Source organism: Arthrobacter sp. IK3 (assembly GCF_051337705.1).
In the GTDB taxonomy this organism is placed as follows: Bacteria; Actinomycetota; Actinomycetes; order Actinomycetales; family Micrococcaceae; genus Arthrobacter_B; species Arthrobacter_B koreensis.
The window spans coordinates 370,341-384,155 of sequence record NZ_JBPPSW010000001.1; the positions used below are offsets into that span (position 1 = coordinate 370,341).

The 13,815-nt window shown below is 66.4% G+C and carries 15 protein-coding genes; 8 read left to right on the forward strand and 7 right to left on the reverse strand.

The annotated features are described in order from the left end of the window. Positions 1-14 precede the first annotated feature (14 nt). The 8 genes from ACSLGO_RS01775 (at position 15) to ACSLGO_RS01810 (ending at position 6,621) form a co-directional block, all read left to right on the forward strand. A complete protein-coding gene (locus ACSLGO_RS01775; RefSeq protein WP_436399772.1) occupies positions 15-1,493 on the forward strand; it encodes an aldehyde dehydrogenase family protein in 1,479 nt (492 codons plus the stop codon). Between the two features lie 70 nt (positions 1,494-1,563). Further along, the gene (locus ACSLGO_RS01780; RefSeq protein WP_436399773.1) at positions 1,564-2,472 is read left to right on the forward strand and encodes a DUF2797 domain-containing protein; all 909 of its coding nucleotides are present in this window, start codon (positions 1,564-1,566) and stop codon (positions 2,470-2,472) included. Positions 2,473-2,518: 46 nt separating this feature from the next. Continuing rightward, entirely contained in the window at positions 2,519-2,749 is a 231-nt protein-coding gene (locus ACSLGO_RS01785; protein ID WP_091602508.1) for a hypothetical protein, read from the forward strand. Further along, positions 2,746-3,195, forward strand: a complete 450-nt coding sequence (locus tag ACSLGO_RS01790) for an FAS1-like dehydratase domain-containing protein (RefSeq protein WP_436399774.1) — start codon at positions 2,746-2,748, stop codon at positions 3,193-3,195. Before ACSLGO_RS01785 ends, ACSLGO_RS01790 begins: the two co-directional genes overlap by 4 nt. A 2-nt stretch (positions 3,196-3,197) precedes the next feature. Beyond that, a complete protein-coding gene (locus ACSLGO_RS01795) occupies positions 3,198-3,629 on the forward strand; it encodes a MaoC family dehydratase (RefSeq protein ID WP_436399775.1) in 432 nt (143 codons plus the stop codon). A gap of 5 nt (positions 3,630-3,634) precedes the next feature. After that, the gene (locus tag ACSLGO_RS01800) at positions 3,635-4,708 is read left to right on the forward strand and encodes a UDP-N-acetylmuramate dehydrogenase (protein WP_436399821.1); all 1,074 of its coding nucleotides are present in this window, start codon (positions 3,635-3,637) and stop codon (positions 4,706-4,708) included. A 162-nt stretch (positions 4,709-4,870) separates the two neighbouring features. Next, complete coding sequence (locus ACSLGO_RS01805; RefSeq protein ID WP_152273725.1) at positions 4,871-5,353, forward strand: MarR family winged helix-turn-helix transcriptional regulator; 483 nt, start codon at positions 4,871-4,873, stop codon at positions 5,351-5,353. A 26-nt stretch (positions 5,354-5,379) separates the two neighbouring features. Then, on the forward strand, positions 5,380-6,621 hold the full coding sequence (locus ACSLGO_RS01810) for an MFS transporter (protein ID WP_436399776.1): 1,242 nt from the start codon (positions 5,380-5,382) through the stop codon (positions 6,619-6,621). A gap of 108 nt (positions 6,622-6,729) precedes the next feature. On the opposite strand, the gene asd is transcribed toward ACSLGO_RS01810, so the two are convergent. From asd to ACSLGO_RS01845, 7 genes are all read right to left on the reverse strand, one after another. After that, the gene (asd, locus tag ACSLGO_RS01815) at positions 6,730-7,872 is read right to left on the reverse strand and encodes an aspartate-semialdehyde dehydrogenase (RefSeq protein WP_277665337.1); all 1,143 of its coding nucleotides are present in this window, start codon (positions 7,870-7,872) and stop codon (positions 6,730-6,732) included. A gap of 24 nt (positions 7,873-7,896) precedes the next feature. Beyond that, a complete protein-coding gene (locus ACSLGO_RS01820) occupies positions 7,897-8,559 on the reverse strand; it encodes a dihydrofolate reductase (RefSeq protein WP_226802304.1) in 663 nt (220 codons plus the stop codon). 12 nt (positions 8,560-8,571) lie between these two features. Continuing rightward, positions 8,572-9,378 (reverse strand): thymidylate synthase, encoded by an 807-nt coding sequence (locus ACSLGO_RS01825; RefSeq protein ID WP_091602525.1) that lies wholly within the window; start codon positions 9,376-9,378, stop codon positions 8,572-8,574. Continuing rightward, the gene (locus ACSLGO_RS01830; RefSeq protein ID WP_377955324.1) at positions 9,375-9,776 is read right to left on the reverse strand and encodes a GntR family transcriptional regulator; all 402 of its coding nucleotides are present in this window, start codon (positions 9,774-9,776) and stop codon (positions 9,375-9,377) included. The genes ACSLGO_RS01825 and ACSLGO_RS01830 overlap by 4 nt, the downstream gene beginning before the upstream one ends. A gap of 90 nt (positions 9,777-9,866) precedes the next feature. Next, positions 9,867-10,391, reverse strand: a complete 525-nt coding sequence (locus ACSLGO_RS01835; RefSeq protein ID WP_091602530.1) for a ferritin — start codon at positions 10,389-10,391, stop codon at positions 9,867-9,869. A 93-nt stretch (positions 10,392-10,484) separates the two neighbouring features. Continuing rightward, the gene (locus tag ACSLGO_RS01840) at positions 10,485-11,531 is read right to left on the reverse strand and encodes an NUDIX hydrolase (protein ID WP_152273723.1); all 1,047 of its coding nucleotides are present in this window, start codon (positions 11,529-11,531) and stop codon (positions 10,485-10,487) included. Continuing rightward, positions 11,531-13,756 (reverse strand): RNA degradosome polyphosphate kinase, encoded by a 2,226-nt coding sequence (locus ACSLGO_RS01845; RefSeq protein WP_091602536.1) that lies wholly within the window; start codon positions 13,754-13,756, stop codon positions 11,531-11,533. Before ACSLGO_RS01845 ends, ACSLGO_RS01840 begins: the two co-directional genes overlap by 1 nt. Positions 13,757-13,815 lie beyond the last annotated feature (59 nt).

The window sequence follows — 13,815 nt, forward strand, 5'->3', positions numbered from 1 at the left end:
CACAGGAGAAGTCCTTGCCCCACACCATCCCCGCCGCGGCCCTGCGGCAGTTCATCGCAGGCAAATGGGAAGACGGCGACGGCGCCGGGCTGGCCTCGGATAATCCGGCCAGGCCCGGGGAGACCGTGGCTGCCGGACGGCAGGCTACCGCGGAGCAGCTGGAGCGTGCCGTTGCGGCAGCCTCCGCGGCGGCACCGGCGTGGTCGGAGGTCCCCATGCACGAACGCGGGGCGGTCCTGCTGCGTGCAGCCGCGCTGCTGGAAGGCTCTGCCGAGGAACTCGGGCTTGAACTCGCCCGGGAGGAGGGCAAGACCCTGGCCGAGGGCCGGGGAGAGGTAGCCCGCGCCGCGCAGATCCTGCGCTATTACGGCAATGAAGGGGACCGGCCGGCGGGAGAGGTTTTTTCCTCCCCACGACGTGGCGAACAGATCCTGGTGGTCCGCAAACCGCTGGGCGTCGTCGGCGTCGTAACGCCCTTCAACTTCCCCATCGCCATACCGGCCTGGAAGATCGCCCCTGCGCTGGTGTACGGGAACACCGTGGTCTGGAAGCCTGCCAGCACGGTTCCTCTCCTGGCCCAGCGCCTGGCCGAGGTACTGGACGGTGCCGGCCTGCCCAAGGGCGTGCTGAACCTGGTGATGGGGCCGGGCGCGCTGGGGACGGAACTGGTGGAGCACCCGCTGCTGGACGGATTGACATTCACGGGATCCACCGGAGTGGGCCGCCGCCTCGCTGCGGCGGGCGCCGGACGCGGGGTGCCGGTGCAGGCTGAGATGGGCGGCAAGAATGCGGCTGTTGTCCTGGCGGGCGCGGATCTGGACCTGGCTGCCGAGCAGGTGATGTTCGGTGCCTTCCGGTCAACGGGGCAGAAATGCACCGCCACTTCCCGGCTGGTCCTCCAGGATTCGGTGGCGGATGACTTCCTGGCCCGACTGACCTCCCGGCTGCAGGACTGGAGCACCGGGAATCCTGTTAACCCGTCAGTCCAGATGGGACCGCTGGTTTCAGCCTCTGCTGCGGACGGCGTCCGCCGGGGAATCGATGAGGCGCTCGCCGGCGGCGCAACACTGGTGTTCCAGGGCGTCCTGCCCGAAGAAGCCGGCGATGCGTTCATTCCGCCCACCATCCTCGAACTGCCGGCAGGCCAGGCGGATGCCGAGGCGAACCCCGCCTGGACCGATGAATTCTTCGGCCCGGTTCTCGCCGTCCGGAGGGCCGCTGATGCCGCCCAGGCGTTTGAATGGGCAGGACAGGGCGAGTACGGGCTGTCCGCCGCCGTCTTTACCCAGGACGTTACCCGGGTGCTCGAGGCCGTGGAGGGCATCGACGTCGGAATCCTGCATGTGAACTCCGAATCCGCCGGAGCTGATCCCCACGTTCCGTTCGGCGGGGCAAGGAAATCCGCGTACGGGCCGAAGGAACAGGGGCAGTCCGCCAAGGAATTCTTCACCCACACCACCACGGTCTACCTGCGCGGCGGCAACCCTGCCTAGCTCCTGCCGGGGCTCCTAGACAGGTGCGGTACCGTGAACAGGCACCCCTAGCTCCCGGAGGCTCCGCTCAATGACTCACGCCATGTATCTCTGCAGCGGCACGGCGTGGGACGGCGACGGCGCTTTTCTCCGGCTGTTCCAGCCCGGCGGACGGTCCACGCTGAGACTGGATCCAGGAACCCAGCTGCGCTTCCGGGTCCGTTCCGAAGCCGCGCGCTACTGCCTGGGTTTCGAGCTGCTCGGCGAAGAGGGACGCACCGCCCAGCCCTGTCCGGCACAGGCGGCCGCAGAGCGGGGCTACCAGTGCAAGCGGTGCTTCTTCCAGGATGAGGGACGGCTGGTACACAACAGCCACCGCGGCGGTGACGTTCCAGCCGGACTGAAGAATTACCTGGCCCGGCCGCAGTGGCTGTACATCGCCACCTTCGCGGACGGGACCACCAAGGTTGGAACCGCCGCGGACCGGCGGAAGGCCCTGCGCCTCACCGAACAGGGGGCGCTCGCCGCCCGGTACGTGGCCCGCGCCGCCAACGGCCAGCAGGTCCGGGTGCTCGAAGACGAGGTCTCCGGCACCCTCGGCCTGCCACAGGCCGTCCGTTCCGGCCACAAGTGTGCGGCCCTGGCGGCTCCGCTGCCGTATGACGAGCTGGACGCCATTAACGCGACCCACGCCGACGCCGCCCGGGCAGTCCTGTTCAACCTCAACCCCGAGGGCTTCGAGGTAGTGAAGGACACCTGGGAGCGTCCGAAAGCCTTCGGCACGGTCCTGGCGGAGCCGGCACCGGCGCCCTACCCGCTTGGACTGGCTGCCGGCGAACACGGACTGGTGATCTTCGGCATGCTGGGCAGCACCGCACTCGCAGCCACGGATGATCCCGGCCTGCGTTTCCTGGCGGACCTCACCGCCCTGAAAGGCCAGCGAATCGAATTCGGCGACTTCCGCACCGAGCTGCCCGCCCTCCAGCAGCAGCTGTTCTGAGAGGTCCGTTTCGGTGCCTGCAGCGCCGCGACTGTATTCTGTAGCCATGCTTAACACCCCCTGGGAAACCGGTTCGCCGCTCTACCGCCGGCTCGTAGTCATCGCGCTCTCGGTGACCGGCGCCGGCATCCTCATGGTCATCCTGGGCGCCGTGACCAACCAGCAGATCATCATGTACCTTGCCCTGCCGGTGATTGTGGTGGGCATGAGCACGCACCTGAGCGGTATGGTGGTGCGAGCCCGCGACGCCCGCCGCCGGATGAAGGGAAACCAATGAGCATCAACCCCGAGCTGGCCGGCCGGAGCTATCCGGCCGGAGAGTCCTACCAGGTAGGACGGGAAAAGATCCGGGAGTTCGCCCGGGCCGTGAAGGCGACCAGCCCGGCCCACTACGAGATCGCGGCAGCGCAGAAGCTGGGATACGCAGACCTGGTAGCCCCTCCCACCTTCGCCATCATCGTGGCCCAGCAGGCTGACGCACAGCTGATCCGGGACCCCGGCGCCGGCATCGACTTCTCCCGGGTGGTCCACGCGGACCAGCGCTTCACCCACCACCGTCCCATCGTGGCGGGGGATGAACTGCTGGCTGAACTGCACGTGGACAACGTGCGGGCCATGGGCGACGGTGCCCTGATCACCACCCGCGCGGAAATCTCCACCGTGGAAGGCGAGAAGGTTGCCACCACACTCTCATCGATCCTCGTCCGGGGAGAGGGCCAGTAGCCATGTCGATTGCACTCAGCGAACTGCAGCCCGGACAGGAAATCGGCCGGAGCACCCTTGAGGTCAGCCGGGCGGACCTGGTCCGTTACGCCGGAGCCTCGGGAGATTTCAACCCGATTCACTGGAACGAACGCTTTGCCCGCTCCGTGGACCTTCCCGGCGTTATTGCCCACGGGATGTTCACCATGGGTGCGGCCGTGCAGCTGGTCACCGATTGGATCGGGGATCCGGGAGCCGTCCTGGATTACCAGACCCGCTTCACCCGCCCCGTGACCGTTGAAGACGTCGACGGCACTCCGGGCGCCGTCGTGGAAATCACCGGTGTGGTCGGAGCCGTGGATGCGGACAACTCCACGGCACGAATCGACCTGACCGTGACCTTCAACGGCCAGAAAGTTCTGGTCAAGGCACAGGCGGTTGTACGGGTCTGGTGAGCGCCCTGACCTCGATGCAGCTGGCATCCTTGACGACATCCCGCGTGGGCGGGCCGGCGTACCGCTACCTCAACGCGGAAACACCTGACGAACTGATCTCGATGGTCCGCGCGGCAGATGAGGCGTCGGAGCCCCTGCTGATCGTGGGAGGGGGTTCGAACCTGCTCATCTCCGACGCCGGTTTTGACGGCGCGGTGGTGCACGTCGGCAACCGCGGCATTGAGTTCCGTGACGGCGAGGGCGGCACCGCCGTCGTTGATGTCCAGGCCGGCCACCCATGGGATGACCTGGTGGCAAGGACCGTGGCCGAAGGCTATTCAGGCCTTGAAGCGCTGTCCGGGATTCCCGGGCTGGCAGGCGCGACGCCGGTGCAGAACGTGGGTGCGTACGGTTCGGACGTCTCCCACAGCATTGTCTCGGTGCTCACCTGGGACCGCCGGGAACGCGCCCGCCGCCGCTTCGGCGCAGCGGACCTGGAATTCGGGTACCGGGATTCGCTGCTCAAGCGCACCACGGTAAACGGCTCTCCGCGCTACGTAGTCCTGAGCGTCGAATTCGCCGTGACCAAGACAAACGCCAGTGCTCCGGTGCGTTACGCCGAGCTTGCCCGCGCCCTGAACGTTGAGGTGGGGGAGAGCGCGGATACCGCCGACGTCCGCCGGGAAGTCCTGCGGCTGCGCGCCGGCAAGGGCATGGTCCTGGACCCCTCGGATCCGGACACCTACAGCACCGGGTCCTTCTTCACGAACCCCATCCTTCCCGCCCCGGACGCCGACCGGCTCCCTGCGGACGCTCCGCGCTACCCGGTGGCGGAGCCGGGCAAGGTCAAGCTCAGCGCGGCCTGGCTGATTGAGCAAGCCGGTTTCGGCAAGGGCTTTGGCCTGCCGGGCAGCGCCGGGGAAGACATCGCCGGCGGACGGGCATCACTGTCCGCCAAGCACACCCTGGCCGTGACGAACCGCGGCAGCGCCACCGCCGAGGACCTCCTCGCCGTCGCCCGAGCGGTTGCCGACGGCGTCGAGCAGCGCTTTGGCATCCGGCTGCACCCGGAACCGCTGCTGATCAACTGCGCGCTGTAGCCGTTCCGCCACTGACGGCACCACGCCTTCCCGCGGAGGCCGGCACCATCTCCCTCTTCCGTCGCGCCCGATAGCGCCCGGCGCGCCCTCTCCCAACGCGCCGTCGGCGCCTTCCCAGCGGCTAATTGTGCTTAGAGCTTCTAATACTTAGAATCTTTAACTATGAGTTTCGATGAGTCCCTCCAGCTGTCCCGCGAACTGCGCCCCATGCTGCCCCGGCTCTACCATCTGAGCCGCCGCCGTATTCCCGGCTGGGACCTGACAACCTCCCAGTCCTCGGCCATGAGCACCCTGGTGGACCGCGGTCCGCTGCGGATGAGTGAGCTTGCCGCGCTGGAAGGCGTCCAACTGCCGTCGGCGACGTCCGTGGTCAACGGGCTGGTCAAGCTCGGACTGGTGGAGCGGCGGGCAGATCCAGCCGACCGGCGCGCCGTCGTTATCGATCTCACGCCTAAAGGGCGGCGCCAGGTGGACGAGCTTGTGGATCGCCGAAACCATTCCTTCGCCCTGCTGCTCGACCGGCTCGATGAACAGGACCGTCGGCTTCTGGAGGATGCCGTCCCGGCGGTGGCACGGCTTCTGTCCCTGGGGCCGGATACGCCGGAAGCGGACCAGCCCGGCAACCGTCCCGGGACGGACGACTAAAGACTTCCTTGAAAGGCGCCACAGACATGAGTAAAACTGCAGCCGTGCGGGAAGCTACCGCACATCCACGGCTCGCGGACGCACTGCGCGGTCAGCCAAAAACCGTGTGGGTCACGGCGTTCGCCGCTGTTATCGCGTTTATGGGCATCGGCCTGGTAGACCCGATCCTGAACACCATTACCGAGGAGCTCGGTGCTTCTCCCACTGAAACCACCCTGCTCTTCGGCTCCTACCTGGGGGTCCAGGTCCTTGCCATGCTGCTGACCGGGGTGATGTCCTACCGCTTCGGCGCCAAGCGCACCCTCGTGACAGGGCTGGTGCTCATAGTGCTGGCCGCGGGGGCCTGTGCGCTGGCGAACAGCATCGAGACGCTTGTGTGGCTGCGGGCGGTCTGGGGACTGGGAAACGCCTTTTTCATCGCAACGGCGCTCTCCGTCATTGTGGGGGCCGCTGCGGGAGGGCAGGCGGGCGCAATCCTGCTGTATGAAGCAGCACTCGGTGTGGGACTTGCTGTCGGGCCGCTGCTCGGCGCAGTGCTGGGAACCATCTCGTGGCGTGGGCCCTTTGCCGGCACGGCCGTGCTGATGGCCATCGGCGTCATTCTCTGCACAGCCATGCTGGCCAAGGACCAGAACAAATCCGCGCGGCAGAAGATCCGGCTCATTGACCCGATCCTGGCGCTGCGCAACCGCAACCTGCTGCTGACTTCCCTCGGATCCGCGTTCTACACTGCGGCGTTCTTCTCCATCATTGCCTGGTCCCCGTTCGTCCTCGGGGAAGGCGCCTTCTTCGTCGGATTCGTCTTCTTTGGCTGGGGCCTCTGTGTGGCGGTTTCTTCCGTAGTGCTGGCACCGAAGGTGGCCGGCTGGTTCGGCGAACGCGGGGGAGCGGTGATTACGGTCCTCATCTACGCGCTGGTGCTGCTCGCAATGGCGGCCGGGAACAAGACGGTGGTGGTCATCGGCATCATTGTCTCGGGTATCTTCTCCGGCATCCTCAACACTCTCTTCACCGGTACGGCCATGAGCTCAGGCGCTGGACCGCGTGCGGTGAACAGTGCCGGGTATAACTTCCTGCGCTGGTTCGGCGGAGCCGTTTCGGCGATCCTGGTGGGCCATCTGGCGCAGTGGCTCGGGATGCGGGCGCCGTTCTGGGTCGGTGCCATCTGCTGTGCCGTGGCCGCGGGCCTGCTGCTTCTGCGCAGCGGAGCCGGTGACCCGGATCCGCACGCGGTTCCGGAAGCGGCGGCCGCCGTCGGCGCCGACTAGCGCGCCGGCACTGCTCGACCGCAGGCAAAGCCCAAGCACGGCAGGGCCCGGCCACAAGAAACCGCCCGTTTGATGATTCAAACGGGCGGTTTCTTCGTGCTTCGCGGGTTAGAGGTTGCCGGTGGCGATGCGCAGCATCCGGCGCAGCGGCTCGGCGGCGCCCCAGAGCAGCTGGTCACCGATGGTGAAGGCGCTGATGTACTCCGGGCCCATTTCAAGCTTGCGGATACGGCCCACGGGGATGTCCAGCGTGCCGGTCACGGCGACCGGGGTCAGGTGTTCCATGGTGGCTTCCTTGGTGTTGGGAACCACCTTGGCCCACTGGTTGTCCGCGTCGATGATCCGCTCGATCTCGGCGACGGACAGGTCCTCGGTGAGCTTCAGGGTCAGTGCCTGGGAATGTGAGCGCATGGCACCGATGCGGACGCAGAGACCGTCGAAGGGGATCCGGCCGGAATCGGAGCCGAGGCCGAGGATCTTGTTGGTCTCCGCGCCGCCCTTCCACTCTTCCTTGGACTGGCCGTTGCCCAGGTCCGCGTCGATCCACGGGATGACGGACCCGGCCAGCGGAACCCCGAACTGCGAGGAATCCATGGACGGATCCTTCTGCTGGGCCAGCACTGCGCGGTCGATTTCAAGGATGGCCGACGCCGGATCGGCCAGGTTGGCTGCCACGGCAGAGTTCAGCGAGCCGAACTGGTTCAGCAGTTCGCGCATATGGCGCGCACCGCCGCCGGAGGCCGCCTGGTAGGTCATGGACGTGCCCCACTCCACGAGGCCGTTGCGGAACAGTCCGCCCAGGCCCATGAGCATGCAGGACACGGTGCAGTTGCCGCCCACAAAGTTCTTCACGCCGCGCGCCAGGCCGGCGTCGATGACGTCCCGGTTGACCGGGTCCAGCACGATGATCGCGCTGTCGTCCATGCGCAGCGTTGACGCGGCGTCGATCCACAGGCCGTCCCAGCCGGCGTCACGCAGCTTCGGGTAGACCTCGGAGGTGTAGTCACCGCCCTGGGTGGTGACGATAATCGGCAGCTTGGCCAGCGTCTGGATGTCGTAGGCGTCCTGCAGGGAGCCGGCACCTTCAGCGAAGGACGGCGCTGCGCCGCCTGCGTTGGAGGTGGAGAAGAAGACGGGGTTGATCAGGCCGAAATCGCCTTCGTCCTGCATGCGCTGCATGAGGACGGAACCGACCATGCCCCGCCAGCCGACGAAGCCCGCGGTGGGAACAGAAGAAGCTGCTGAAGTCATTCCTTCAGTCTAGGGCAGCCGGTCTCAGCCGTCCTGCTCGGTTACGTTCCGGTGCCGGGTCCACAGCGCGAACCGGTACTGCAGGCCGTTGGCGGACGTGTACCAGTCCTGGGCAGGGCTGACACCGCTGAACGTCCAGTCTGCCCCCAGATGCGGGGCATAGCTGTCGCCCTCGGTCTCGGTGTTGATCACCGTGACAACCGCAACATCCGCCAGCGGTTCAGCCTCGGCGTACACCTGGGACCCGCCGACGATCCAGATCCGGCTGCTGCCCTCACTGCCCTCGGCGGCTTCCAGCGCAGCTTCCAGGGAGGGCACGACGACGGCGCCGGCCGGCTCAAGCTCGGCGGCCAGTCCTTCGCGGGAGGAGATGACGATGTTCTTCCGTCCGGGAAGCGGCCTGAACGCTTCCGGGAAGGATTCCCAGGTGCGCCGCCCCATGATGACGGGGTGGCCCAGCGTGCTGGCCTTGAAGTGGGCGAGGTCTTCGGGCAGGTGCCAGGGCATTCCGCCGTCCTTGCCAATGACGCCGTCGGAGGTCTGCGCCCAGATCATGCCGACGAGCGGCACGCCGGTGTTCCCGTAGCCCCGGGCTGCCAGGGCGTCGTCGAGTCCGAGGCCCTCTTCGCCGGAGCGGCCAACGGGGTAGTAGCGGGTTGAATCTGCGAACCTGTTCGATTCAGTCAAGACGGGGCCCTTTCACACGGCGATAGGTGCCTTGATGCCGGGATGGTGCTGGTAGTCCAGGACCTCGAAGTCATCAAGCTCGTAGTCGAAGATGCTGGCAGGCTTCCGCCTCAGCCGCAGTTTAGGATACGGGAACGGCGAGCGGGACAGCTGTTCTGTGACTTGGTCCAGGTGGTTGTCGTAAATATGCACGTCGCCGCCGGTCCAGACGAATTCGCCCGGTTCCAGGCCCACCTGCTGCGCCACCATCAGGGTGAGCAGCGCGTAGGAGGCGATGTTAAACGGCACGCCCAGGAAGGTGTCTGCCGAGCGCTGGTACAGCTGGCAGGAGAGCTTGCCGTCCGCTACGTAGAACTGGAACATGGCGTGGCACGGCGGCAGTGCCATGTTCTCCACCTCTGCAGGGTTCCACGCGGTCACTATATGCCTGCGTGAATCCGGGTTGTTCTTCAACCCGTCGATCAGCTTGGCGATCTGGTCGATCTGGCCTCCGTCCGGCGTAGGCCAGGAGCGCCACTGGACGCCGTAGACCGGCCCCAGCTCGCCGTCGTCGTCCGCCCATTCATCCCAGATGGTGACGCCGCGTTCCTGCAGCCAGCGGACGTTCGAGTCTCCGCGCAGGAACCACAGCAGCTCCAGCGCCACGGACTTGAAGTGCACGCGCTTGGTGGTGATCAGCGGGAAGGACTCGCTGAGGTCAAAACGCATCTGGCGGCCAAAGACACTGCGCGTTCCGGTGCCGGTACGGTCGGATTTCGCGGTGCCGTGGGCCAGGATGTCGCGCAGCAGGTCTTCGTACGGTGTGGGAATCGTGGTCACGGCTCCAGTCTAGTAGGGAGGGACATGGCAGAGGCCAGCGCGCTGAGGACAACGGCGTCGGGAACCCCATGCCGGCGTGCAGTCTCCGCAAGGTGTCCGACGGCGGCACTCACCTCCGCGGGTAGACCGCCCGCTTCACCCGCAGGCGCGGCAGCACGCTGCGATATGACGGTGCCCCGACGGCGAAGAGCTGTGACGGTTCCCTCAGTTTCGAGTTCCCTGTAGGCCCGGGCGACAGTCCCGGGGGCCACGCCGAGGTCGGCAGCCAGCATGCGGATAGTGGGCAGCCTGTTACCCGGTGCCAGGACGCCCGCGGCCGCGAGGGCGCTCACCTGTGATCGGATCTGTTCGTACGGAGGTACGGGAGAGGCCAGATCCACGCGGATCTGGGCGCTCATGTCCGTTGCGCCGGGGGACGATCATGGTTCCATCGAGATGACAGAAACTGCCCGTATCCGCGCTCATACGGGCAGTTTCTGTCATCTCGTTTAGAGGGCGCCGCCCGCAGCTTCGGGAGCGCCGGCGTCGTGCCCGCCGTCGCCCACGCGCTCGCGGGCCATGAAGTTCTCAAGATCGAACAGGTTGTCCGCCCGGCGGGCCACTGTGAGCAGCGTGCTCATGGAGGCAACCTCCTCCACCTGTTCCTTGAGGAACCAGAGCATGAACTGCTCGCCCAGCGCGTCGCCTTCCTCCCGGGCCGCTGCGAAGAGGGCCTCGATCTGCGAGGTCACCTGCTTCTCCTGTTCCAGGGCGAGGGCGATCGGCTCGACGACGTCGCTGAAGTCATTCTTCACCGGGTCGACGCCGGGAATGCGGACGGGCAGGTCCCGGTCCAGCATGTACTGAACCAGCATCATGGCGTGGTTCCGCTCTTCGACGGACTGCGCGTAGAAGTGGCGGGCCAGCTGGGGAAGGTCTTCGCCGTCGAAGTACACGGCCATGGCCACGTACTGCTGGGAAGCGTTGAACTCGTTGCCAATCTGGGCTGCCAGAAGATCAGTGAATTTGCTCATGGGGACACAATATGCCCGCTGACCTGCAGGGAAAAGGACGGATAGGCTTAGCTCGCCAAGGCTTGGCTAGCCTCAGTACCTACCCGGTACGGGCTAGTCGTCGAACGGCCGGTACTGCTCCAGGGACATGATTCGGCGGGGATTCCTGCGGCTCACCTGGCAGACCACAATTTCGCCCGGCGCCAGATAGGGATCCTTGTCCGGCAGGAGCGTGGCCATCCGGTCATCCATCTGGTCGGCGAGGACGCCGAAGACCAGTGGAAGCACCGGCCGGTGCGTGCACAATGCCACCGGCCGGGCTTTCTCGAACAGGTTGTCCACGGCCAGCCGCGCCTTGGCAGGCTTGCGCTTGGCATTGTGCTCGGTGATCGCATCCACGGTCTTGAACTTGGGCTTGCGGGTGTTCACGTACGGTCCCATGGTCTGCACGCACCGGAGCCACGGGCTGGACACCACCCGGTCCGGATGCCAGGCCTGCAGCAGCCGTGCCACCGCCTTTGCCTGGCGCTGGCCCGTGGCTGCCAGAGGACGGTCACCCTCTGCCCGGGCCCAGGACGAACGCGGCTTGGCCTTCGCATGGCGGACTATGATCAGCGGCCAGGTATCCAGGTCACCGTCTTTATGGGCGCTGACGAGTGCCTCCAGCGGTAGCTTGTCGGTGGGGTTCGTCAGGAGCGCAGCGGCTTCCTCCGGGGAGCACCACCGTACGCCGTCCACTTCCTTGCCGTCGGGCCGGGGTTTGGCGTTGTTGCCGTTCGCGGCCCAGTAATGCACGGCCTTGATGCCGGAAGAGACCGGATAGCGGGTTTCCGGCAGCGCGATGCCAAGCCGGATATCCAGCCCTATTTCCTCTTTCACTTCCCGGACGGCGCATTCCGGAATGGTCTCGCCTGAGTCGAGTTTGCCCTTCGGCCAGGACCAGTCGTCATAGCGCGGCCGGTGGATGATGAGCACTTCCAGCTTGTCACCGCGCACGCGCCAGCACAGGGCACCGGCTGCGACCACCTTGGGGTCGCCGGCCAGGTCGAGGGCGGTCGCCCTGCCGTTCAGCAGCAGGGCGGCCGTGTCATCCGGTGTATCCCGGCCGTCGCCGGAAGTGTCCAGCGGCAGGTCCTCCGCAGCGGGCTCCCCGGTGTGCATCAGCGGCGGGCCACTGCGCGCTGGCGCGAGCGGGAGGCGAGCAGCCAGGACTGCACATCCTCAAGCGGGTTGCCCTCGTCATCCTTGTGGTGCCGGGTCCAGATGCCGTCTGCGTCGAGGTGCCAGCTTGCCGTCCCCGGATCGAGGTAGCGGTCCATGAGTTCGATCAGGTCTGCAATGTCCTCGGCGGATCCCAGCTGGACCAGGGCTTCCACCCTGCGGTCCAGGTTGCGGTGCATCATGTCTGCCGACCCGATGTACACCACCGGGTCCCCGCCGTTGGCGAAGGCAAAGACCCGTGAGTGCTCCAGGAAGCGGCCCAGGATGGATCGGACGGTGATGTTCTCGCTGAGGCCGGGAACTCCGGGCCGTACCGAGCAGATGCCGCGGACAATCACGTCCACGCGGACCCCGGCCTGCGACGCGCGGTACAGCGAATCGATGATGGCTTCGTCCACCATTGAATTCACCTTGATGATCACCCGGGCGTCCAGGCCTGCCTTCTTGTTGGCAATCTCGCGTTCGATCCGGTCTATGAGGCCCGAACGCACGGAGCGCGGCGCCACCAGCAGCCGCTTGAACGTTGACTTGGGTGCGTAGCCGGAGAGCTGGTTGAACAGCTTGGTCAGGTCTTCGCCAACCTTTTCGTTCGCGGTCAGCAGTCCCAGGTCCTCGTAGTAGCGGGCGGTGCGCGGGTGGTAGTTGCCCGTGCCGATGTGGCAGTAGCGCCGCAGGCCGTCCACTTCCTGGCGGACCACCAGCGACAGCTTGCAGTGGGTTTTCAGGCCCACGATCCCGTAGACCACGTGGACGCCGGCCTGCTCCAGCTTTCGTGCCCAGGAGATGTTGGCCTGCTCGTCGAACCGGGCCTTGATCTCCACGAGCGCCAGGACCTGCTTGCCGGACTCCGCGGCGTCGATCAGGGCATCGACAATGGGGGAGTCCCCGGATGTCCGGTACAGGGTCTGCTTGATGGCCTGTACCCGCGGGTCGGCTGCGGCCTGCTCCAGGAACGCCTGCACGGACGTGGAGAAGGAGTCATAGGGGTGGTGCAGCAGGATGTCCCGGCGGCGCATGGCGGCGAAAACGTCCGCCGGCTTGGACGTCTCGGATTCCTTCAGGTGCAGGGAAGTGTGCGGAACCTGCTTGGGGTAGTGCAGGTCCGGCCGGTCGATCTGGCTGATCGGACTCAGGCCGCGCAGGTCCAGCGGGCCGGGAAGGGTGTAAACCTCGTCCGCTTCCACTCCCAGCTCCCGGATCAGCAGCTGCCGGATGCTGGGATTGATGTCCGGTGTGACTTCAAGACGGACGGGCGGGCCGAAGCGGCGGCGCAGCAGTTCCTTCTCCAGCGCTTGCAGCAGGTTCTCGGCGTCGTCCTCTTCAACCTCCAGGTCCTCGTTGCGGGTCACCCGGAAGGTGTAGTGCTCCACCACGTCCATGCCGGGGAAGAGCTGGTCAAGGTGCTCGGCAATGACGTCCTCAAGCGGAATGAACCGGGCCGTGCGTCCGGCAACGTTCCCGGCACGCGGGCCGTCCACCGAGATGAGGCGCGGCAGCTGGTCCGGAACCTTCACGCGGGCGAAGAATTCCTTGCCGCTCACCGGATTGCGGACCACGACGGCGAGGTTCAGGGAAAGCCCCGAAATGTAGGGGAACGGGTGGGCCGGGTCCACGGCCAGCGGCGTAAGGATGGGGAAAACCTTGGCCGCGAACTGCCGGTGGAGCTGCGCCTTGGAGGCGTCGTCGAGGTCCTGCCAGCCCACCAGATGGATGTTTTCCTTCTCCAGGGCGGGGCGGATCTGCCGGGCGAAGACTTCGGCATGCCGCTGCTGGAGCCGGTAGCCGGCCTCGGTGATCTGCTCCAGCTGTTCCACCGGGCTCAGGCCCGCGGCGGACGGCACTGCCAGTCCGGTGGCGATGCGCCGCTTCAGCCCGGCCACCCTGACCATGAAGAACTCGTCCAGGTTGGAGGCAAAGATGGAGAGGAAGTTGACGCGCTCGAGCAGGTAGAGGTCAGGATCTTCCGCCAGTTCCAGTACCCGGGCATTGAAGTGCAGCCAGCTGATCTCCCGGTCAAGGAAACGTTCGGGGGTTATGTCGCCGCTGGGCAGCAGTGCCGGCCCAAAATCCGGAATGTCGATGCGGTCCTGTGTGGCCCGCGGCGCAGGCATCGCCTCGGACGACCCAAAGGGCGACCGTGCGCCGGCTGCGGTATCGGAATCCATAGTGTTTCTCCCCTGGCAGTTCTGGCAGGCCCGGCACCCCTGCAGCGCAGGGGCACAGC